The sequence below is a fragment of the Polaromonas sp. P3_B4 genome (assembly GCF_056402835.1).
The window spans coordinates 2,542,087-2,563,949 of sequence record NZ_JBFUGQ010000001.1 but is presented as its reverse complement, the minus strand read 5'-3'; the positions used below and the strand labels follow the sequence as shown (position 1 = coordinate 2,563,949).

The 21,863-nt window shown below is 61.7% G+C and carries 18 protein-coding genes and 1 tRNA gene; 8 read left to right on the top strand and 11 right to left on the bottom strand.

Going from position 1 to position 21,863, the window contains the following annotated elements; genetic code table 11:
* Positions 1-31: 31 nt before the first annotated feature.
* Positions 32-448 carry a hypothetical protein gene (locus tag AC1DVV_RS12195; RefSeq protein WP_457279876.1) on the top strand — a complete coding sequence of 139 codons (417 nt, stop codon included), beginning with the start codon at positions 32-34 and terminating at the stop codon, positions 446-448.
* A gap of 52 nt (positions 449-500) precedes the next feature.
* Positions 501-764, top strand: coding sequence for a hypothetical protein (locus tag AC1DVV_RS12190; protein ID WP_477701809.1), 264 nt, complete (start codon positions 501-503; stop codon positions 762-764).
* On the opposite strand, the gene pcp is transcribed toward AC1DVV_RS12190, so the two are convergent.
* Both pcp and AC1DVV_RS12180 read right to left on the bottom strand, forming a co-directional pair.
* A complete protein-coding gene (pcp, locus tag AC1DVV_RS12185) occupies positions 757-1,437 on the bottom strand; it encodes a pyroglutamyl-peptidase I (RefSeq protein ID WP_477665516.1) in 681 nt (226 codons plus the stop codon). The two genes, AC1DVV_RS12190 and pcp, sit on opposite strands and share 8 nt — an antisense overlap.
* A 148-nt stretch (positions 1,438-1,585) precedes the next feature.
* A complete protein-coding gene (locus AC1DVV_RS12180; RefSeq protein WP_457279879.1) occupies positions 1,586-2,308 on the bottom strand; it encodes a DUF4136 domain-containing protein in 723 nt (240 codons plus the stop codon).
* 154 nt (positions 2,309-2,462) lie between these two features.
* Between AC1DVV_RS12180 and ypfJ the strand changes: the two genes are divergently transcribed.
* From ypfJ to AC1DVV_RS12165, 3 genes are all read left to right on the top strand, one after another.
* Positions 2,463-3,338, top strand: coding sequence for a KPN_02809 family neutral zinc metallopeptidase (gene ypfJ / locus AC1DVV_RS12175; RefSeq protein ID WP_477665517.1), 876 nt, complete (start codon positions 2,463-2,465; stop codon positions 3,336-3,338).
* Positions 3,339-3,683: 345 nt separating this feature from the next.
* The gene (locus AC1DVV_RS12170; RefSeq protein WP_457279881.1) at positions 3,684-5,129 is read left to right on the top strand and encodes a DEAD/DEAH box helicase; all 1,446 of its coding nucleotides are present in this window, start codon (positions 3,684-3,686) and stop codon (positions 5,127-5,129) included.
* A gap of 181 nt (positions 5,130-5,310) precedes the next feature.
* Positions 5,311-6,231: a YihY/virulence factor BrkB family protein gene (locus tag AC1DVV_RS12165; protein WP_457279882.1), complete on the top strand. Its 921-nt coding sequence runs from the start codon at positions 5,311-5,313 to the stop codon at positions 6,229-6,231.
* Here AC1DVV_RS12165 and AC1DVV_RS12160 read toward each other — a convergent pair.
* On the bottom strand, positions 6,228-7,094 hold the full coding sequence (locus tag AC1DVV_RS12160) for a symmetrical bis(5'-nucleosyl)-tetraphosphatase (RefSeq protein ID WP_457279883.1): 867 nt from the start codon (positions 7,092-7,094) through the stop codon (positions 6,228-6,230). The genes AC1DVV_RS12165 and AC1DVV_RS12160 overlap by 4 nt on opposite strands.
* A 23-nt stretch (positions 7,095-7,117) precedes the next feature.
* Here AC1DVV_RS12160 and AC1DVV_RS12155 point away from each other — a divergent pair, with 23 nt between their 5' ends.
* Together AC1DVV_RS12155 and AC1DVV_RS12150 are read left to right on the top strand one after the other, a co-directional pair.
* The gene (locus AC1DVV_RS12155) at positions 7,118-8,455 is read left to right on the top strand and encodes a hemolysin family protein (protein ID WP_477665519.1); all 1,338 of its coding nucleotides are present in this window, start codon (positions 7,118-7,120) and stop codon (positions 8,453-8,455) included.
* A gap of 173 nt (positions 8,456-8,628) precedes the next feature.
* Positions 8,629-9,471 carry a DUF2726 domain-containing protein gene (locus tag AC1DVV_RS12150; protein ID WP_477665520.1) on the top strand — a complete coding sequence of 281 codons (843 nt, stop codon included), beginning with the start codon at positions 8,629-8,631 and terminating at the stop codon, positions 9,469-9,471.
* A 42-nt stretch (positions 9,472-9,513) separates the two neighbouring features.
* Here the strand turns inward: AC1DVV_RS12150 and AC1DVV_RS12145 are convergent, their stop codons facing one another.
* From AC1DVV_RS12145 to AC1DVV_RS12110, 8 genes are all read right to left on the bottom strand, one after another.
* Complete coding sequence (locus AC1DVV_RS12145) at positions 9,514-10,419, bottom strand: amino acid ABC transporter substrate-binding protein (protein WP_477665521.1); 906 nt, start codon at positions 10,417-10,419, stop codon at positions 9,514-9,516.
* 196 nt (positions 10,420-10,615) lie between these two features.
* Positions 10,616-12,706, bottom strand: coding sequence for a tetratricopeptide repeat protein (locus AC1DVV_RS12140; protein WP_477665522.1), 2,091 nt, complete (start codon positions 12,704-12,706; stop codon positions 10,616-10,618).
* Between the two features lie 253 nt (positions 12,707-12,959).
* Positions 12,960-13,035, bottom strand: a tRNA-Thr gene (locus AC1DVV_RS12135).
* Positions 13,036-13,058: 23 nt separating this feature from the next.
* On the bottom strand, positions 13,059-14,066 hold the full coding sequence (locus AC1DVV_RS12130; protein WP_477702692.1) for a class 1 fructose-bisphosphatase: 1,008 nt from the start codon (positions 14,064-14,066) through the stop codon (positions 13,059-13,061).
* A gap of 58 nt (positions 14,067-14,124) precedes the next feature.
* Positions 14,125-14,982 carry a tetratricopeptide repeat protein gene (locus AC1DVV_RS12125; protein WP_477702691.1) on the bottom strand — a complete coding sequence of 286 codons (858 nt, stop codon included), beginning with the start codon at positions 14,980-14,982 and terminating at the stop codon, positions 14,125-14,127.
* 18 nt (positions 14,983-15,000) lie between these two features.
* Positions 15,001-17,724, bottom strand: coding sequence for an aminopeptidase N (pepN, locus tag AC1DVV_RS12120; RefSeq protein WP_477702690.1), 2,724 nt, complete (start codon positions 17,722-17,724; stop codon positions 15,001-15,003).
* A 68-nt stretch (positions 17,725-17,792) separates the two neighbouring features.
* A protein-coding gene (gene prfB, locus AC1DVV_RS12115; RefSeq protein ID WP_457279890.1) for a peptide chain release factor 2 occupies positions 17,793-18,897 on the bottom strand; the annotation gives its coding sequence in 2 pieces (ribosomal slippage) (positions 17,793-18,815 and positions 18,817-18,897; 1,104 coding nt in all).
* Positions 18,898-18,970: 73 nt separating this feature from the next.
* Positions 18,971-19,906 (bottom strand): alpha/beta fold hydrolase, encoded by a 936-nt coding sequence (locus tag AC1DVV_RS12110; RefSeq protein WP_457279891.1) that lies wholly within the window; start codon positions 19,904-19,906, stop codon positions 18,971-18,973.
* Positions 19,907-19,914: 8 nt separating this feature from the next.
* Here AC1DVV_RS12110 and AC1DVV_RS12105 point away from each other — a divergent pair, with 8 nt between their 5' ends.
* Positions 19,915-21,822 carry an acetate--CoA ligase gene (locus AC1DVV_RS12105; RefSeq protein WP_477702689.1) on the top strand — a complete coding sequence of 636 codons (1,908 nt, stop codon included), beginning with the start codon at positions 19,915-19,917 and terminating at the stop codon, positions 21,820-21,822.
* Positions 21,823-21,863 lie beyond the last annotated feature (41 nt).

Genomic DNA, 21,863 nt, shown 5'->3' with positions numbered 1-21,863 from the left:
GGATGAAAACAGGTTCACAGGGAGGCCTGCCATGTTTTCTGACCACTTGCAAAAATTCGACAAAATGCCTTACAAGACGCTGCTCTGGGTAGCGGCTGGGCTGGTGTTTGTTTGCCAGCTGGCAGCCTTCGCGTTTGTGGCGGACGGGCAAGTCACCAAAGCCAGGATCCGCGACTATCAGCGCCAGGCTGAAGTGCAGGCGATTGCGCAGTGCATCGAAAACACCGCCGGTGCCGCCCGCCAGGGCTGTATCCAGCAGGCCCGCGTCGCGGCCGCCTCAGCCTTGCCGCCCGTCATCACCAGCGCGCAAAAGGGTCAGGCTGTGGCCGATTCATCGGGGGAATCCAGCGGTGTGATGGCCAGCAACGCAGCAGGCGCCACTGTCAGCAGCATGCTGCCAATGCAGCCTGCACAGGGCTTTATGCCGGCGTCCTTCGCCATCCGCTGATTCAGCAATCATCGGAAGGTTTTCCGGCCGGTGCGGTTAGCATGTGGCCACGATGGATCTGTCACGCCTGTTGCGTCTTTACCAGCCGCGAAACCCCCTGTTCTGGCTGATGCTCACGCTCAATGCCCTGTCGCCCGCGCTGGCCTGGGTGGTGCATACCCGTCCCTTGAATGCCTGGGCCACGGTGCTGGTCACCTGTTTTGCGTTGGGTAACGCCGTGATTGGCACGTTCCTGCTGTGGCGCCTGCTGCGCGATGAGCCTGCCGTGCCCACGCAGAATGCCGGCGCGCAAGACGCTAACCCTGACGTTAATTGACGGCCCCGGCGCCTTTGACGATGTCGTGCGGTGTGGCCAGCGCCGCCGCTATGGCCAGCCGCAATCCGCGCACGATCTCACCGAGCGGCAAGCTGGGCGCGCCCTGTTCGGGCACATAGGGCACATGGATAAAGCCGCCGCGCGTGCGCCTGAAACCGCGCTTTGTGGCCAGGGCATGCATGAGTGCATAAAACACGTGGTTGCAGACAAAGGTGCCCGCGGTTTGCGATACCTCGGCAGCCACGCCCGCCTCTTGCAGCGCCTGCAGCATGGCCTTGATGGGCAGGCTGCTGAAATAGGCCGCAGGCCCGCCCGCCACTACCGGCGTGTCGACGGGCTGGCCGCCGATATTGTCGGGAATACGGGCATCGTTGACGTTGATGGCAATGCGCTCCAGCGAAATCGCGCTGCGCCCGCCCGCCTGGCCGACGCAGATCACCAGTACCGGCTTATGCAGCGCGAGCAGCCGGATGAGTTCTGCGATGGAGCCCTGAAACACGGTGGGCAATTGCGCCGCCACCAGGAGGTGGCCGCCTATGCGCTTGCCACCCAGTGCCTGCACCGCCAGCCAGCTGGGGTTGAGGGGCAGGCTGCTGTGCCCGGTGTCGCCGAAGGGGTCGAAGCCGGTGAGCAGGACACGGGGGAGCGAAGAAGCAGAAAGGGCTGTGCGCATGCCGCCATTGTGAAGGACGGCAGTGTTTTGGCTACCCCAACCATCCGGACATTTCCGCGCTGGTTGCCGCCCCCCGGAAAAGGTACCAGCCTTCCGAGGTGGGGTGAAACGGGAGACCGGGCCCCACTCGATTGCTCGGCGGTTGAGCTTACTTTTTGATCACCGCGCCGGTTTCGCTGTCGAACTTCACGACGCGCACCTGGCCGTTCTGACCGGGGAAGTTGTCAAACACCGCGCGAACCAGGTAAGGCACGACCAGCGGAAGGTCGCCGCTGCCGCCTTCGTACACGGCGCGCGATTCAAACACCGTGCGCGGCGGCTTGCCGGGGGGCGTGCCCTGGGTGTCAAGTAACCGCACGCGCAGGCTGTTGGTGTAAATCGTCATGTTGAGCGGCCTGTCGCCGACATAGCGCGGCCCGAAAGGGTCGGGCACCCAGCCTCCCGCGTATACGCGGCCCGCGGCGTCGCGGTAAGGCGGCAGGAAGACAAAGTTGTCCTGGTAAATCGGCTGCAGAAAGGTTTTCTCCTCGCTGCGGCTGCTGGCCGCCACGTCGACGTGCAGGCGCCCGGTCTGTCCTTCAGGTGCGCGTTTGAGGCCGCGCTTTTCCAGTTCGGCCTGCACATAGCCCTCATAGGTGGCTTGTTCCAGCTGCCGTGTCGAGTCCACCGGCGTGATGTAGCTGAAGGTCGCGCCTGCCGTATCGGCCGGCCACTGGTTGAAGCTGGTCACGCGGGTGGTGATGGGGCTGGCGCAGGCCGTCAGCAGCGCAGCCAGCAGCACCGCAAGCGCCAGGCGTAGCGGGAAAAACACGGAAATGGCGCTGCGTGGCATGCCGGCGCCTTCAGGCGCGGGATGGGCAAAAGTATTCATGAGGAATGGATACATGAGGGTGCAATTTTGTTCCACGGCAGGGGTGCTGCTCAAGTAAAGTCGGCGCATGCGCTGACAGCGGACCGGGCTTTGGGGCAGGTGCCGCAGCGGGCCGGAAAGGCCAGTATGCACGGATGACAGACAGGGAGACACCATGAAGTGGGAAGGCAATCGCGAATCCGACAACGTTGAAGACCGGCGCGACGGCGGTGGCGGGGGAGGCGGCTTCGGCTTTGGGGGCCGCAGCGTCGGCATCGGCACCATCGTGGTGGCGCTGGTCGGCGGCTGGATCTTCGGCATCAACCCGATGACCATTCTGAGCCTGCTCAGCGGCGGCGGACCGCCGGCACAGGTACAACAGGGCCCGGCTCCCAAGCCGCCGGCCGATGACCGCATGGCGAAATTCGTCTCCACCGTGCTGGCGGACACCGAAGATGTCTGGACCGATGTGTTTGCCAAGGGCGGCGGCACTTACCAGAAACCGCGGCTGGTGCTCTTTCGTGGCGCCACGCAAACGGCCTGCGGGCAGGGCCAGGCCGCCATGGGGCCGTTTTACTGTCCGGGCGACCAGAAGGTCTACATCGACCTGGGTTTTTACGAAACCCTCCGTAGCCGGTTGGGAGCACCCGGCGACTTCGCCCAGGCTTATGTGATCGCGCATGAGGTGGGCCACCATGTGCAGAACCTGCTCGGCATCAGCGGCAAGATGGACCAGATGCGCGGGCGGGTCAGCAAGGCCGAATACAACGCCCTGAGCGTTCGCCTTGAGCTCCAGGCCGACTGTTTTGCCGGCGTCTGGGCGCACAACGCACAGAACGCGCGCCAGATACTGGAGCAGGGCGACGTGGAGGAGGCCATGAACGCCGCCGCCAAAATCGGCGACGATGCCCTGCAGCGGGCCGGTGGCGGCGCGGTGGTGCCTGAAAGCTTCACCCACGGCACCAGCGCCCAGCGCCAGCGCTGGTTCGACACCGGCCTGAAAACCGGCAGCATGAAGGCCTGCGACACCTTTAGTGCCCGCAGTATTTAGCCGGCAGTCAACAATTTAGAGTGAAATCGGGCCGTAGCCCTTTACTGACGTGCGCAAGTAGCTATAAAATAGATAGCAATAAAGGGGCATTGCCCCAGTGGCTGCCCTGGCCCAAATGGCCCTGAAGGCGCAGTGGGCCGGCAAAACCGGCATCGGGGCCTAAAGTGCGACAATAGAAGGCTGAGGAAGCGCTGCAACAGCCCCATCATGGTCGCTGACCGTGCCACGCCGGGCGGCCCGCCGCGCTCCCTTTCTTGCCAATGGTGCAGCGGTGCCGTTGGCTGCCAGCGCGCCGGTCCGCGCGCCCTTCGCAAGACAACCCGCAGAGTACCGCCAAGCCTTTTTATGACATCCTCTTTTTCCAATCTTTCGCTGGCAGAACCGCTGGCCCGCGCCGTGGCCGAAATGGGCTACGAAACCATGACGCCCATCCAGGAACAGGCCATCCCGGTCGTCCTGCAGGGTAAAGACGTCATGGGCGCCGCGCAAACCGGCACCGGCAAGACCGCGGCTTTCGCGCTGCCCCTGCTGCAGCGCATGATGAAGCACGAGAACGCCTCGACGTCGCCAGCCCGCCACCCGGTGCGCGCGCTGGTGCTGCTACCCACGCGCGAACTCGCCGTGCAGGTGGCCCAGCAGGTCGAGCTGTACGCCAAATACACCAATCTGCGCAGCACCGTGGTGTTTGGCGGCATGGACATGAAGCCGCAGACGGCCGAGCTCAAAAAAGGCGTTGAAGTGCTGGTGGCTACGCCGGGTCGTCTGCTTGACCACATTGAAGCCAAGAACGCCGTACTCAACCAGGTCGAATACGTGGTGCTCGACGAAGCCGACCGCATGCTGGACATCGGTTTCTTGCCCGACCTGCAGCGCATCCTGAGCTACCTGCCCAAGCAGCGCATCACCTTGCTGTTCTCGGCGACTTTTTCGCCTGAAATCAAGCGCCTGGCTTCCAGTTACCTGCAGGATCCGGTCACGATTGAAGTGGCGCGCTCCAACGCGACGGCTTCTACCGTCGAGCAGCATTTCTACAGCGTGGGCGCTGACGACAAGCGCCGTGCCCTGCACCAGATACTGAAACAGCGCGGCATGAAGCAGGCTTTTGTGTTCGTCAACAGCAAGCTCGGTTGCGCGCGGCTGGCGCGTTCCCTGGAACGTGAAGGCCTCAAGACCACGGCGCTGCACGGCGACAAGAGCCAGGACGAACGCCTCAAGGCGCTGGAAGCCTTCAAGAAGGGCGAAGTCGACCTGCTGGTGTGCACCGACGTGGCGGCGCGCGGCCTGGACATCAAGGATGTGCCCGCGGTGTTCAACTTCGATGTGCCCTTCAATGCCGAAGATTACGTGCACCGCATCGGCCGTACCGGCCGGGCCGGCGCATCGGGCCTGGCTGTGAGTTTTGTTGCCAGCAGCGACCAGCGCCTTGTGGCTGATATTGAGAAGCTGATCAAGACCAAGATCGAGCTGGAGCCCATCGAGTTCGAGGAAGACCAGCCCCGGATCAGCGAGCAGGGCCGTATCAATGACGGCCGCCGCATGTACCGTGAAGGTGAAGAGGGCGGCCATGCGCGTGAAGCGCGCCAGCCGCGGGAGCGGCGCGAGTACACGCCGCATCGCCAGCCGGCGGCGCCGCGTGACCCGTTCTTCGACCAGCCCTACGAAGCAACCGCTGCGCCCGATGCCACGCCCGCCTGGGAGGCTGCCGCCAAGGCCGCCCCTGCGCGCAGCAGTGTGTCGGCCAATATCAAGCCGAAGAAAAAAGTCGCAGCGCTGTTCAAGACAGCCGGTTAAGACAACCGGTTAAGACAACCGGTTAGGGCGCGCCCGTCCAGCACCGGTTCATTGCGGGGCGCTGAGCAGCGCCTCTACCCGATTTCCTCCACCAGTTTCCATACTCCCGTCGGTTCACGCCTACGGTGCAGGGAGCTGCTGTCCGGTTGGGTCTTTGCTGCGGGTTTCCTAAGCTTTCGGGATGATGGAGAAACCCGATCCGCATGTTCAGGCCCCGCCGGCCTTCGCGCTTTCTTCCCTTCAGAAGATTTTCAGGCCTCTTTACCGGCCCCTGTGGCAGGCCATCGACCACTGGATTGATGCAGGCGGCATGCGCATGAGCGCGGCCATGTCGTTCTACGGCATCCTCAGCCTGGCGCCGCTGCTGGTGCTGCTGGTGGCAGTGCTCGGCTGGTGGCTGGACCGCCGGTATATCGAAACCAGCCTGGTGGATCAGATCCGCAGCGTCATCGGCGCGCAGGGCGCACAGGTGGTACAGCAGGCACTTTCAAGTGCCCAGGCTCCTTCAGAGGGCATCACGGCTTCGCTGTTTGCTTTTGCGCTGCTGTTGTCGGGTGCGACCGGCGTCTTTGCCGAACTGCAGGATGCGTTTGAGCGCCTGTGGCGGCAAGGCAGTGGTGAGCTGCCGCAGCAGAAATGGTGGCACAGCGCTTCTTTGCGGCTGCGAGGTGTGGCCTACATCCTGGCCTTCGGTTTTCTCTTGCTGGTTTCGCTGGCGATCTCGACTTTTCTGAGCCTTCTCTCAGGCTGGGCAGGCGGCTATTTGCCGATTGAGAAGATCGCCTGGGTCCTCAATGAGGTTGTGTCTTTCTGCTTTTGCGTGGTGCTCTTTGTGGCGCTCATGAAAATGAGCGTAGGCCCCAAGCCCGCTTTACGCTATCTGGTGATGGGTTCCGCGGCGGGGGCCATCCTGTTTGCGGTCGGCAAGCACCTGATGGCTTTTTATCTTTCGACCGCTGCGATTGTGTCGGCCTATGGCGCGGCGGGCTCACTGGTGGTGATCCTGATGTGGATTTACTTTTCGTCGGCTGTGCTGTTGCTGGCTGCAAGCATGGCCCGGGCCTGGGCGGATGAGGCAAGTGCCGCGCGGCAACCGGTTTAAGCCGGCTTGCCGGCCTTGCCAGGTTTTTGCGCTTCTTCGCATTGCACACTGACCAGTTCAAACTCGCCGGGCGCCGTCCCCAATCTGGCCGCCGTCAGGCAGCCGCCCCACACGCAGCCGGTGTCGAGTGGCAAGGTGTTGTTGCGCAGGGCGGGTGTGCTGTTCTTGCCGCTGGCCAGCGTAGACCAATGGCCAAACGCCACCGGCGTATCTGCTGTGGCCCGGCCGGGAACATCAAACCAGGGCAGGTGGCCTTCTGGCGCGCTGCCGGGGCCGTCGGTACTGCTGAAGTCCATCACGCCTTCGGGTGTGCAAAACCGCAGGCGCGTGAGTGCGTTCACGATGACCCGCAGCCTGTCGGCGCCCTTGAGGCTGTCGCTCCAGTGATCAGGCGTGTTGCCGTACATGGCCTGCAGAAAGTCCTTGAGATGGCCGCCGCGCAGCACCTGCTCCACCTCTGAGCCCAGCGCCACGGTTTGCGCCGCATTCCATTGCGGCAGCACGCCCGCATGCACCATCAGCCAGCCGTGGCGATGGATGGCCATGGCGCGGTGGCGCAGCCAGTCGAGCAGTTCCTCGCTGTCCTTGGCCTCCAGAATGTCCTGTACGGTGTCGCTGCGGCCCGGCTTGCGCACGCCTTGCCACACAGCCAGCAGGTGCAGGTCGTGGTTACCGAGCAGGCATTGCGCAGCGTCGCCCAATGCCGAGAGGCTGCGCAGCACCTTCAGGGAGCCGGGGCCGCGGTTGACCAGGTCGCCAAGGATGTAGAGAGTGTCGCGGCTTGGCGAGAAATCGATCTTGTCCAGCAAGCGCTGAAAAGGTGCGTGGCAGCCCTGCAGGTCGCCGATACAGTAAAGTGACATGTGTTTATTTTGCGCCAGGCCCCATGGACTTTTTCCTGATTGCTTTTCTGACCTTGCTCAACGGTGTGTTTGCCATGTCGGAGATGGCACTGGCTTCGAGCCGCAAAGCCCGGCTCTCGGCCATGGGCGAATCCGGCGACAAGGGCGCGCAGGCGGCGCTGGGGCTGCTGGACAACCCTACGCAGTTTCTTTCGTCGGTGCAGGTCGGCATCACCTCTATCGGCATGCTCAACGGCATTATTGGCGAGGCGGCTTTCAGCAGCGGTTTGGCGGCGTGGATCCAGACCTTCGGCGTGCGGCCGCGCGTCTCCGAGATCACCGCCACCGCGCTGGTGGTGACAGTCATCACCTTCATCACCATCGTCTTTGGCGAGCTGGTGCCCAAACGCATCGGGCAGCTGTACCCGGAAACCGTCGCACGTCTGGTTTCAAGGCCCATGATGTGGGTGGCGACGGGCTTCAAACCCTTTGTCAGGCTGCTGTCCATCAGCACGCAGGCGGTACTCAAGCTGCTGCGTATCGACAACAGCGCCGGCCGGGCCGTCACCGAAGAAGAAATCGCGGCCAGCCTGGAGGAGGGGGTGGACGCCGGCCTGATTGAGGAGCATGAACACCAGATGGTGCAGAACGTGTTTCTGCTGGATGACCGCCTGCTCACTTCACTGATGCTGCCGCGTTCCGACATTGAGTGGCTCGACGCTTCCGACACCATTGCCCAGGCCATCGACAAGGCCGGCGCCACCGGCCACTCGTGGTATCCCGTCTGCCGCGGCAGCCTTGATGACGTGGTGGGCGTGGTCAATGTGGCCAAGCTGCTCGCGCTGCGCGGCCAGATCCAGCCCGCCGCTTCCGGCCAAAGCTCGGGCGCGGTACCCTCGGTGACCGACCGCATCGGTGCTTATGCCGTGCCGGCGGTCTTCGTGCCGGAAACGCTCACGGGCATGGAGTTGCTGGAGCAGTTCCGGGCCCGTTCCACCCGCATTGTGTTTGTGGTCGATGAATACGGGGTAGTGCAGGGTCTCATGACGCCCATGGACATGCTGGAAGCCATCACCGGTGAGTTGCAGCCCGGCGCGCAGATGGACGCGTGGGCGACCGAAAGAGAGGACGGCAGCTGGCTCATTGACGGTGTCATGCCTGTCTCTGAACTCAAAGCCCGTCTGGATATCAGGGAACTGCCCGAGGAAGGCCGGGGCCGCTACAACACGGTGGCCGGCCTGCTTCAAAGCGTTTCGGGGCGGCTGCTGAAAACGGCCGAGCGGGTGGAATGCGCGGGCTGGCGCTTCGAAGTCCTTGACCTTGATGGCAAGCGGATCGACAAAATCCTGGCCAGCCCCATTCCGGTCGATCTCAATATGTAAATATTTGTTTCTACCAGTAGACCACTTGGGTTGTATTGGCGGAACATATATGTGAAAAAAGGCCACTTTTAGGTAGATTGGATTCAATATGAGTCGCGTTCACAACACCTTCATACGTAAATAGTTGTAACTTAACGGGGCTGTGTTTAAACTGAAAAAAAGTTAAGGCACTCATGTTTGATGTTTTTGTGTTGGCGCTCACTGCGACGGCGGTGTCTGCAATGGCGACGGGAGCAGCCTGCCATCATGGCTGGCTGGCGCGTTCCGCGCGCAAAAAAAGGCGCCTTCCCACGCATTGGCACCTGCAGCCAAGGCCACTGCTACTGGAGGCCGAACAGGACGTATGGCATTGGCTTCAGCGGGCCTTTTTTGACCACCATGTCCTGATCAAAGTCCCTGTCATCCGCTTTGTTTCGCCGCGAACCGAAGCCGAAGGGCAGCGTTCCTTTGAATTGCTGAAAACCGTTTACTGCACTTTCACTGTATGCGCCGCGGATGGAACCGTCATTGGTTGCCTGGATGTTCCCGGTCCCCGTGGGCTCAAGGCCAGCAACCGTGACCTCAAGCGCAAGCTGTTTGAAGAATGCGGGATTGCCTACGCCGTCGTGCGTGCGAGCAACCTTCCCTCCCTGGAAGATGTTCGCGCGGCATTCCTCGGAGAAATCGACCTGTCCGACGACGAACCCGATGTGCTCGGCGAGCCCCCCTTGGCCTTGCCGGTTGAGGTGGATGCCGACGCCGATGCCATGGCCACCGTGCCCGATACCATGCGCGCTGCCAACGGAACCCTCCTGGAGGAGGCGCCAAAAGTCGCCAGCATGGACATTGCGGCAGCCCGAAGCAGCCTGCAAGCCAAGCTGGAACGCAACCGCAGGATACGGTTCACCAATTTCGACCCGCTCAGCACAGGGTCCGGCATTGTTCATGACAACGCCGACCACAATTTTGCTGTGCAGTGGGAAGACTCTTTCATCACACCGGAAGAGCCGGATACGCCGAACGGCACCAACGCCTGAGCGTTTAAAGCCGCAGCGGTGTTGCGGGTCTGCGGGCTTTATTCAATTTGCTTTCGCGGTGTCAAACAATGCCTTCGTTTCCGCCGGCATCACGGTTGTCAGCGGTTTGCCGCCCGGTTTCATGGGTTTTAAAAACCATTGTTCATACCAGCCCTGCGCTGCGCCGCTGCGCATGGATTCCTTGATAGAGGCGTTGACCAGGTCACCCATGGCGGCGTCCCCCTTGCGGTAGGCAATGGCAATAGGTTCTACCGACAGGCGTTCCGGCAGGATCAGGTAGTCGCCTGCATTGGGCAGGCTCGCCAATTGCGCGGCGAGCGCCACACCGTCGCGGGCGTACCCTGCCGCCCAGCCCAGTTGCAACTGTCCGAGGGCGGCATCCGCGTTGACTGCCTTGGCGTGTTGCCACTTCAATGAATGCTGCTGCGCGTAGAGATCCAGCGCGGGAACCACGGTGGTGCCGGCAATGCCCACAATGCTTTTGCCTTGCAGTTGGTCGAGCGCGCTGAGTTTGTCCTTGGTGCGCACCGCCACCTGGACGGCTTCGATAAAAATCGGTGTCGAGAAATCCATTCGCGCCCGGCGCTCCGGTGTGTCGGTTACGTTCTCGCACAGCAAATCGACACTGCCTTCAGACAGCAAGCGTGTGCGGGCGTCCACGTACGTTTCGATATACCGTACCGGCAGGTTCGGCTTGCCGGCAGCCTGGCGGAGCCGCTCGATGATGGGCTTGCAGAATTCGATGCTATAGCCCAGAGGCTTTTCCGCCGTCTGGTGAAACGAGAAAGGCGCGGAGTTTGCGCGGTAGCCCACATTGATCTGCCCGCGGCTCTTGATTTTCTCCAGTGTGGCCTGCGCTTGAGCCCACTGCGGTACGGCAATCGCTGCTATAGCCAGGACGGCCGGAAACAGCCGTTGTCGAAAAGGACGAAGCGGAAATATCCCCATACGAATCCCCCTGTTGCTGGGTTAGATTCTTATGGAAAAGGGCCAGGTTCGCAAACAATGCGGGGTGATGGCTTTCCCGATACAGCCAAGGTACTCATCGCGCTGCAATCATCGGCAGCTATGAATGAAAAAGGCCCAGGATCGTACCCACTGTTGATTCCAAGATGCCTTCAGTTCGGCAATGACCGCTGTAGAACTATTGTTGAACGTAAATGCATGCAGGCGGCAGGTCGCTTTGATAGCGCTCATACATTGCCGTGTAAGCCGCCTCGATGTGACTGACGAACAAAGGCGTGTCAAACAGCGGTGTTGTCAGCCTGTTTCGGGCCAGTTTCTCCCTGATCTGTGCGAGGCGCCGGGGGACGGTCGCCAGCTCAATCGCAGAGGCCTCATAGTCCGTCATGTTCAAGGTAATCAGCTCGGTCAAGCCAACCGTATGAAGCAGGCTTGCGGCCACCCGGCTGGCGAAAGATTCGCTCATGCATGTCAATACAGGTAGTCCGGCCCACAAGGCATCACTGGCTGTTGTGTGGGCGTTATAAGGCAGCGTATCCAGAAACAGGTCGGCCAAGCGGTGCCTTGCAAGATGGTCGGCCGAAGGTAGCCGCTTTGCAAAAATCAGCCGCTTCGGGTCAACGCCTCTTTGCAGTGCTTCCTTATGCAGATTGATCGCTGCTTTTGGGTTGTCCTCAAGGAGCCAAAGCACGCTTCCTTCCACCGCCTTCAATATTCGCATCCAGCAATCAAAAACCTCGGGTGTAATTTTGAAACTGTTGTTGAAGCAGCAGAAAACAAAACCGATTGCGGGTAAACCAGCTTCTTCGCGGCTCGGTACCTTGTCTGCAATAAGACGCTTGCTGTCGTTTGGCTGATAGCTATTGGGAAGATAGACGATGTTTTCGCTGTATTGCCGCCGGCTTTCTTCGGGAATAACTGTTTTGTCTGCGATCAGATAGTCCATGAAATCGGCGCCCATGGTCGCCGGATAGACGAGATAGTTCACCTGAACAGGTGCAGCTCTCAGGCTAAAAATATCTGGCCGGCTTCCAAGTGTGAAACCACTCAGGTCGATGGCAATGTCTATTTCCAGGTCTCTTGACAGTTGTACGACTGCTTTGTCGGATTGGAGTCGAACATCAAGAAACTTGTCGAAAGTTGCCAAAGCCCTGTCCCTCATTGCGTCCTTCCTGTCGGGTCCAAATGAGAAAGCGTACAGCTCAAACCTGGATCGATTGTGTTTCTCAAACAACTCGGCCATCAGACGCATGGTTGCATGATCGTGAAAGTCCGCGGAAAAGTATCCCACCCGAATCTTGTCGCGCCGCTGGTGTTTGGGGATGCTGCTGGCGGTTGCTGAATCCAGGCCTTTGTCTTTGACCCATAAGGTGGCCGCTTTGCACTGCAATGACAAATCCGCTGTAAATCCCAACATGCCAAACGGTATGGCGACTTTCCTTCCGGCCTCAATGTCCTGAAAAAACTTTGGCAAATCATTTGCAAGCGAACGCCAGTCGCAAATTTTCATTTTTGCGTGCAACAGCGAACCAAATACGAACTCGGCATTGGCATTCAGTTCAATACCTCGCTTGTAACAATCGGCGGCCGCTTCATAGCGCTTCATCTCATCGAGAGCGATCCCTAAATTGACCCACACATCCGATAGATTTGGCGCAAGCGCCAACGCTTTCGCGTAAGAAGATTCGGCTGCCTCATGCTGCTTCAGTCCGTTCAACGCGACCCCCAGGTTGAGCCAGGCCTCGGCTGAATCTGGCGCCAGTTCGGTTGCCTTGCGGCAGGCGGCTTCGGCGGCCCCGTAATTTTTCTGGTCACTCAATACGCCGCCTAGATTGACATAGGCGGGAGCCAGATCCGGATTCAATGCAATTGCCTTCCTGAAGGCTGTTTCGGCATCGTCCAGTCGTCTCTGGTTGCTCCGGAGTTTGCCCAGGTTGGAGTGGGCAAAAGCATAGTCCGGCGCCAATGCCAGCGCTTGATTCAGACATTGCTCCGCCTTAAGGTATGCGCCCAATTCGGTCAGCTGCAGGCCGATGCTGTTTTGCGCGTCCGCCGAATTGAGCGTTCGAACCCGGGCTTTTTCAAGGGCGTCTACCGCCTCTGGTTTTCTGCCCATCCCACCGAATGCGTTTCCCAGGTGATACCAGGCTTCAGGCAGGTCAGGGGCGAGTTGAAGGCTTCGTTGGCACCACTCGGCGGCGGCGGCGTATTCACCGCGAGCGTTGGCGGCGCCGGCATTGCCGATGTAGTTGGAAAGAAGCTGCTCCAGCATTTTGATTTTTTTGGTTCCGGGAGGTCTATATCTTCGCATGCCCTTCGTGCGTAAACAGATGCCGCTGAGACCAGGGCTTCAGGCCTCCGAGCCCCTCGGACATTCACGCAATTACTGGGTGAGTACACGCACACTTTGCAGTCGGACAAGACGAGTGCGCAACTCGTAGGCCGCTTTAGTTGAGTCGGACTTTTTCAAGTGCATTCTCGCCATATGAAAAAGCCCCTGTTCCTTGCGAAACAGGGGCTTCAATTGGTGCCGGAGAGATGAATCGAACACCCGACCTTCTCATTACGAATGAGCTGCTCTACCGACTGAGCTACACCGGCTTTGTATCAAATACAGCCTTCAATTATAGCCCGGAGTGGTAAGAGGTCACCCGTTCGACCTCATTTTTGGAGCCGAGGATCACGCTGACCCGCTCGTGCAGCTTGGTGGGCTGCAAATCCAGGATGCGTTGTTTGCCGTTGGTGGCGGCGCCGCCGGCCTGTTCGATGAGCCAGCTCATGGGGTTGGCTTCGTACATCAGGCGCAGTTTTCCGGCCTTTTCGGGCTCGCGTTTGTCCCAGGGGTAGAGGAAGATGCCGCCGCGGCACAGGATGCGGTGCACGTCGGCCACCATGGCGGCGATCCAGCGCATGTTGAAGTCCTTGCCGCGCGGACCGTCCTTGCCGGCCAGCAGCTCGTCCACGTAGCGCTTGACCGGCTCGTCCCAGTGGCGCATGTTGCTCATGTTGATGGCGAACTCTTTGGTGTCTTCAGGGATCTGCACGTTTTCCTCGATCAGCACGAAGGAGCCCTGTTCACGGTCCAGCGTGAACATGGCGACGCCGTCGCCAACCGTCAGGACCAGCGTGGTCTGCGGGCCGTAGATGCAGTAACCCGCCGCTACCTGCTTGTGGCCGGCCTGCAGGAAGTCGCCTTCATCCACACCGCGGTCGCCCTCGGGCATTTTCAGCACGCTGAAAATGGTGCCAATGCTGACGTTGATGTCGATATTGCTGGAGCCGTCGAGCGGGTCGAACAGCAGCAGGTATTCACCCTGGGGGTAGCGATTCGGCACCACGTAAATGCCTTCCATTTCCTCGCTGGCCATGCCAGCCAGGTGGCCGCCCCATTCATTGGCCTCAATCAGCACTTCGTTGGCAATGATGTCCAGCTTCTTCTGGATCTCACCCTGCACGTTCTCACTTTCGGCGCTGCCCATGCCGCTGCCGAGCGCACCCTTGTTGACGGCCTGGCTGATGCTCTTGCAGGCGCGGGCGACCACTTCGAGCAGCAAGCGAAGCTGCGAGGGAATGTGACCGTCGATGCGCTGTTGCTCGATCAGGTAGCGGGTCAAGGAGATTTTTTGGGACATGAGGGCTCCATTCGGTTGAGGGATAGTTCGTTTGGGCGGCGTATGGCTGGGCGGGCGCTTAGCCAGGCTCGCCTTGCTGTTCGCGTTCTTCAAATTCGGCAAGCGTGGCCAGGGTGTCGTCCAGCAGGTCCTCGTCGTCCGTCGCTCGGGCAATGTCCACGCGTTGCTGGAAGAGGGCGCGCGCTTCGGCGGGCTGGTCCGTTTCGTGCGCGAGAACGCCAAGCTGGAACAAGGTGTCCAGCACGATGTCCGTGTCCTGCAAGGCCTGGCCCAGCGCCAGGCGCTGTTGCAGCCAGGCCTGAGCCTGCGCATGCTCGCCCAGCTCGTAGGTATTTTGCGCCAGGTTGTTGATGAGGCCGGAAAGGCGCTTGTCCGTGCCGGAGCCGAAGGCGCTTTGTGCATCTGCCAGCAGTTGCCGGTTGTGCGCCACAGCCTCGGCGAAGCGGCCGGCCTCGTGCAGGGCATAGCCGATCTCTTCGCGAATGCCCAGCTTCTGGTCGACGCCTAGCGTGGCGCCTTCGTGCGCAGCCCAATGGGCCGACTGCTGAAGGTGCTCGACGGCGGTGTCGTACTCCTCGGCTTCCAGGGCCGACTCGCCGATGGCGTAATGCTGTTCGTAGCGCTCGGTGGGCGTGAGGCTGCCCTTGGCAGCGCGGATGGCCAGGGCGCGCAGGCCCAGGGGCAGGCCCTCGGCATCCAGCTGGCGTTTGCGGAACACCACGAACTGCAACCACAGCAAGTCAGCCAGCTCGGCGGAGTCGGCGCCCAGGGCCTCGGCCAGGGGCTCCAGCGCGGCCAGGTCGGCTGACATGCGCGAACCGCTGAACATGCCGCTGGCGTCGTACACCGTGTCGCGCAGCGGGTTGAACTTCTTCGCAAACCGCTGTGCGGGGGTGGTGAATGTGAAGAATGCCATGGCGGGTGTCGTCCGCGTTCAGTCGGCCAGTGCGCGAGAGACGACTTCGTGTGTGTCTTTGCTCAAATCAGTCTTGGCCGCGACGCGCGCAATCGCCTCGCGCGCCGCGCTGCGGTAGGGCTCGGCCAGCTTGCTCCAGCGGTCCAGCGCGCGCGCCAGGCGGGCCGCCACTTGCGGGTTGATGGCGTCGAGCTCCATCACGCGGTCGCTCCAGAACACGTAGCCGGCGGCATCGGCGCGATGGAACGCGGCCGGGTTGCCCTGGCAGTAGGTGCTGACCACGCTGCGGGCGCGGTTGGGGTTGCGCAGGCTGAAGTCGGTGTGCTTCATGAGCTGCTTGACCGCGGGCAGGATGTTGCCGCCGCGGTCAGGCGCGCCGGCTTGCAGGCCGAACCATTTGTCGATGACCAGGGCTTCGTCCTTGAACATGGCGTGGAACAGTGGCAGCGCCTCGGCGGCCAGCGCGTGGCCGCTGGAGACCAGGGCGGCCAGCGCGTTGAAGCGGTCTGTCATGTTGCCGGCGTCCTTGAAGCGCTGCAGGGTCTTGCCCGGCCAGACGGTATCGCCGGAAGCCTGCGCCGCCAGGCACAGATGCGTGAGTGCCATTCCCGCGAGCGCGCGGCGGCCCGAGGAGGCCGGGTCAGGCGTGTAAGCGCCGGTGTCGTGGTTGGCCTCGTACACGGCTTGCCAGTCGGCTGCCAGGGCTGTGGCCAGCTGCTGCCGCATGGCTTCGCGCACCGCATGAATACGCTGCGGGTCCACCACGTCCAGCTGTTCGGCCAGGTAGGTTTCGGATGGCAGGGTCAGCACCAGCTCCTTGAAGGCCGAGTCCAGCGCGGGGTGGCGCAGCACCTGGCGCATCGCGTCAAGATAGGCATCATCGAGCACTGCAGCCGTTACGGGGCCTGCGCCACTAGCTATTGATTTGATAGCGCGGTTGACGGCCAGGCGTTGCCCGGCTTCCCAGCGGTTGAAAGGGTCGCTGTCATGCGCCAGCAAATGCAGCAGCTGGGCGTCGGTGTAGTCAAACTCCAGCACCACCGGGGCGGTGAAGCCGCGCAGGATGGAGGGAACCGGCTCGGCATCGATGTTGACGAAGGTCAGCGTTTCGCTGGCCTGCGTCAGCACCACGGTGCGGGTGCGGGCAGGTGCCTGGCTCTCACCGGCCAGCTGCAGCGGCAAGTCCTGGCCGTCTGCGCCCAGCAGGCCCAGGCCGACCGGTATGACAAACGGCTCCTTCACGGCTTGCCCTGCCGTGGGCATGCAGCTTTGCGACAAGGTCAGGGTGTAGGTGCGCGCCGCCGCGTCATAAGCACCCTGCGCGTGCACACGCGGCGTGCCGGCCTGGCTGTACCAGCGCTTGAACTGCGGCAAGAGGCGCGCCAGGTCCGACATCGGGTTGGCGTCGGCAATCGCCTGCGCGAAGTCGTCGCAGGTCACGGCGTGGCCGTCGTGGCGCTCAAAGTAAAGCGTCATGCCGCGGGCAAAGCCCTCACGGCCCACCAGGGTCTGCATCATGCGGACGACTTCAGCGCCCTTTTCATAAATGGTGACGGTGTAGAAGTTGCTGATCTCGACGTAGCTGTCGGGCCGCACCGGGTGGGCCATGGGGCCGGCGTCTTCGGGGAACTGGGCGGTGCGCAGCACGCGCACGTCTTCAATGCGCTTGACGGCGCGGGCCGAGGCCTCGCCGCACAGATCCTGGCTGAACTCCTGGTCGCGGAACACCGTCAGGCCTTCCTTCAGGCTGAGCTGGAACCAGTCGCGGCAGGTCACGCGGTTGCCCGTCCAGTTGTGGAAGTACTCGTGGCCGACCACGCTTTCAATGTTGGAGAAATCAACGTCGGTGGCGGTGGCCTGGTTGGCCAGCACGTACTTGGTGTTGAAGATGTTCAGGCCCTTGTTTTCCATGGCGCCCATGTTGAAGTCGCTGGTGGCGACGATCATGAAGCGTTCCAGGTCCAGCGGCAGGCCGAAGCGGGCTTCGTCCCATGCCACCGAATGCATCAGCGATGTCATCGCGTGCTCGGTTTTGTCGAGGTCGCCGGGGCGCACATAAACCTGCAGCACGTGCTCCTTGCCTGCGCGGGAGGTGACGCGCTGCTCGCGGGCCACCAGCTGGCCGGCCACCAGGGCAAAGAGGTAGCTCGGCTTTTTGTGCGGGTCTACCCACTTGGCGAAATGCCGCGCGCCGTTGGGGCCGGGCTCCAGCGGGCCCTGGCTGACCAGGTTTCCGTTGGACAGCAGCACCGGGTACTGCGCCTTGTCGGCGCGCAGGGTCACGGTGTAGCTGGCCATCACGTCCGGGCGGTCCAGGAAGTAGGTGATGCGCCTGAAACCTTCGGCCTCGCACTGCGTGAAGAACGAGTTGTTGCTGACGTACAGGCCCATCAGCTTGGTGTTTTTGGCGGGGCAGGTCGTGGTGAAGATTTCCAGCTCAAAGGGCTCGGTGCCATCTGGCAGGTTTTCCAGCACCAGCTGGTTGCCTTCCATCTTGAAGGAGGTGCCCTGGCCGTTCACCAGCACGCGCGAAAGATTGAGCTCTTCGCCGTCCAGCTTCAGGGCTTGTGCCGGCACGTCCGGGTTGCGGCGCAGGCTCATCTTGTTGAGCACGCGTGTTTTCTGCGGGTCCAGGTCAAAGCACAGGTCGACCGTATCGATCCAGTAGGCGGGCGCGACGTAGTCGGCGCGGTTGATGACCACCGCGGCGCCGGGGCTCGCTCCGTCAAGCATATGCAGCATGGTTAATTCCTGAAAATCAAAATTTCACAACTTCCCGAGCGCGTCGAAAGGCACGCGCTCACACGCCCTCACACACCCTGTTTGAGGGAGGCTTCAATAAACACGTCCAGGTCGCCGTCCAGCACTTTCTGCGTGGCCGAGACTTCCACATTGGTGCGCAGGTCCTTGATGCGGCTGTTGTCCAGCACATAGCTGCGGATCTGGTGGCCCCAACCCACGTCAGTTTTTGTGTCTTCGAGTTTTTGCTGCGCTTCCTGCTGCTTGCGCAATTCGAAGTCATACAGACGCGAACGCAGGCGCTTCCAGGCCACGTCACGGTTGCTGTGCTGGCTGCGGCCGTCCTGGCACTGCACCACGATGCCGGTCGGAATGTGCGTCAGGCGCACGGCCGAGTCGGTCTTGTTGATGTGCTGGCCGCCGGCGCCGCTGGCGCGGAAGGTGTCGGTGCGCACGTCTGAAGGGTTGATCTCGATTTCAATCGAGTCATCGATCTCGGGGTAGACAAACACCGAAGCGAACGAGGTGTGGCGCCCGCCGGAGGAGTCGAACGGCGACTTGCGCACCAGACGGTGTACGCCGGTTTCGGTGCGCAGCAGGCCGAAAGCGTACTCGCCCTCGATCTTGATGGTCGCACCCTTGATGCCGGCCGTGTCGCCGGGCGATTCGTCTTCAACCGTGGTCTTGAAACCCTTGCGCTCCGCGTATTTGAGGTACTGGCGCAGCAGCATGCTGGCCCAGTCGCAGGCTTCGGTGCCGCCGGCGCCGGCCTGGATGTCGAGGAAGCAGGGCAGGGGGTCAGCCGGGTTGTTGAACATCCGGCGGAATTCCATCTTTTCGACTTCCGTAGCCACCTTGGCGGCTTCGCCTTCAATCGTCTGCATGCCGGCGTCGTCGCCTTCGGCCTTGGACATCTCGAAGAGTTCGGTGTTGTCGGCCAGCTCGGCGCTCAGGCGGTCGATCACATGGACCACGTCTTCCAGCGATTTCTTTTCCCTGCCGAGCTCCTGCGCGCGCTTGGGGTTGTCCCAGACCTTCGGGTCTTCCAGTGCGGCGTTGACTTCGTTCAGCTTACGTTCTTTGGCAGGGTAGTCAAAGATACCCCCGAAGTTCATTGACCCGGTTGCTGAGGTCCACGAGCTGGTTGCTGATGAGGTTGATGCGTTCTGCGTCCATGATTTTTCTGTCCTAAATGGTGGGAGCCGCATTGGGCGGCGTAACCCGACATTTTCTCATGATGCAGGGCCTTTCAGGCCAAGAACCCCTCAATCAGTGTTGCCAGCTGTTCCGGCTGGTCGTGGTGCAGCATGTGGCCGGCATCCTGGATCACCGCGACCTGCGCCTGGCGGACCTGTTTGAGCCGTTCGTGGTACTCGGCCAGGGTGTATTTTTCCTTCCACCACAGGGCCAGGGAGTCGTCGGATGCTTCGACGGCCAGCACCGGAGCACTGATGCAGCGGTAGACCTCGAGGGCCTCGTCGACGCGGTAGAGCTGCGCGCTGGTGATCTTGTGGGCAGCTTCTCCCAGAATCTCCCATTTGCCTTCGGCATTTGGCCGGGACCAATGGCTGGCCAGCCAGGCGGCCTTGTCGGCGGACAGGCGCGGGTTGGTTCTCATCAGGCGGCGTGCCACACCGGCCACGTCGGCATAGGCTTTGAGTTCCAGCTCGCCCCGATGCAGGCTTTTGAGTTCGTCTATCCACTTGGCATAACGCCCCGGCGCCTGCTCGGCTTTGCTGGACGGCAGGCCAAAGCCTTCCAGGTTGACCAGCCTGCGGATGCGCGCCGGCCGCACGCCTGCGTACAGCATGGCGACATTGCCGCCCATGCTGTGGCCTACCAAATCAACGGGTTTGTCGCCCGCGTAATGGTCAAGCAGAAAGTCCAGGTCTGCCAGGTAATCGGGAAACCAATAATTGTCGGCAGGGTTGCCTGCGGGGCCGGAACCAGTCAACCCGAAACCGCGCCAGTCGGGCGCGATGATGGTCCGGCCTTGCACGAAGGCGTCCGACAGTGCGTCAACCATGAACTGGTAAGAGGCTGCCACATCCATCCAGCCGTGCACCAGAACCAGCGGCGGCAATGCCGGGTTCGCGCCTGCCGCGCTTTCCCAGAGCCACACGTGGTAACTCAAGCCACGTATAGGGACAAACTCGCTGCGTGATGATCGTTTTTCTTTGTACATTGGTTCCCATGATAAAGAGACACGAGTTGACGCGCAGTCAAAACAGGGACAAGCCGGCCGGTCCCAAATCCCCCGCCGTCGGGCAAGCCGACCAGTACGCGGCGCTTCATTCCGGCTTCCGCTGGCAGGTCGACGAGCACTTCAACATCGCCGAAGTATGTTGCACCCGCTGGGCCAGGGGTGAAGGTGCAACGGCGGGTGCTACTAAAAGAATAGCTGTTCGCGCTCACCAGCCGGGCGCTGCAGCCGTTTCTTATACCTATTCGGAACTGAAGGGCGCTGCCGATGCCTTGAGCCATGTACTGGCCGGCCTGGGCGTTCAGCGCGGCGACCGCGTCGCCATCGTGATGCCGCAACGTTTTGAAACCGCTGTGGCTTACATGGCGGTCTTCCAGATGGGGGCGGTCGCCATGCCGCTGTCCATGCTGTTCGGCCCTGATGCGCTCGAATACCGCCTGCAAGACAGCGATGCGGTGCTGGCCATTTGCGACGAGAGCTCGATTGACAGCCTGAATGCCATCCGCGGCAACTGTCCGGCATTGCGCACGGTGGTGGCTGCAGGTGCGGCGCAGGGCAAGGGTGACGTGGACTACGAAACTGCGTTAGCGAAACACAGGAGCGCCTTCACCGCCGTCAAGACCAAGGCCGACGAAGGGGCGATCCTGATCTACACCAGCGGGACCACCGGCCCGCCCAAGGGCGCACTGCTGCCGCACCGGGCGCTGATCGGCAACCTGCCGGGTTTCGTCTGCAGCCAGAACTGGTTTGGCTTTGACGGCAAAACCAATAAAAAGTCCGACGCTGTTTTCTGGTCCCCGGCAGACTGGGCGTGGACCGGTGGGCTGATGGACGCCTTGCTGCCCAGCCTCTACTTCGGCCGGCCCATCGTTGCCTTCAACGGCCGCTTCAGCCCCGAGCTGGCGTTCAGCCTGATGGCGGAACAGGGCGTCACGCACACCTTTCTGTTCCCGACGGCGCTCAAGGCCATGATGAAGGCCTACCCTCGGCCCAGGCAGCACTTCAAGCTGAAACTGCAGGCCATGATGAGCGCCGGCGAAGCCGTGGGCGATGCGGTGTTTGCGTACTGCAAGGATCAGCTGGGTGTGATCGTCAACGAGATGTTTGGCCAGACTGAAATCAATTACGTGGTGGGCAACTGCAGCATGAACAGGGTTCATGGCGAGCGCAGCGCCGGGCCGCCCCAAGCAAGCTCAGCCCCCTCGGGGGGCAGCGCATTACACGAAGTGAAAAGCGTGGGGGCGTTTGCAGGTTGGCCCGCCCGGCCGGGCAGCATGGGCAAAGGCTACCCGGGGCACCGCGTGGCGGTGATTGACGACGAAGGCAAGGAATGCGCGGTGGGCGTGCCCGGCGATGTATCGGTCAACCGCTACGACATTCACGGCGACCCCGACCCAATCTTCTTTCTGGGTTACTGGAAGAAAGAGGAGTCCACCCGCGGAAAGTTCACCGGCGACTGGTGCCGCACCGGCGACCTGGCAAGGCGCGATGCCGATGGCTACCTCTGGTACGAAGGCCGCGCAGACGACGTCTTCAAGGCCGCCGGCTACCGCATCGGCCCCGGCGAAATCGAGAACTGCCTGGTCAAGCACGCAGCCGTCGCCAACGCCGCCGTGGTGCCCAAGCCCGACCGCGAGCGCGGTGCAGTCGTCAAGGCGTATGTCGTACTTGCTCCTGATTTGATAGCCGCTCGCGCAGGCCACCAGGGCGGTACAGCCCGATTTGATGATGAACTGACGCTGCAGCTGCAAGCCCACGTCAAAACCATGCTCGCGCCTTACGAATACCCCAAGGAGATTGAATTCATAGACGCGCTGCCCATGACCACGACGGGTAAGGTGCAAAGGCGCGTGCTGCGCCTGCAGGAAGAAGAGCGTTTTAAAGCATCAAAAACGTAGTAGCGAACCGCCATAAAAAAAGCACCCCGCAGGGTGCTTTT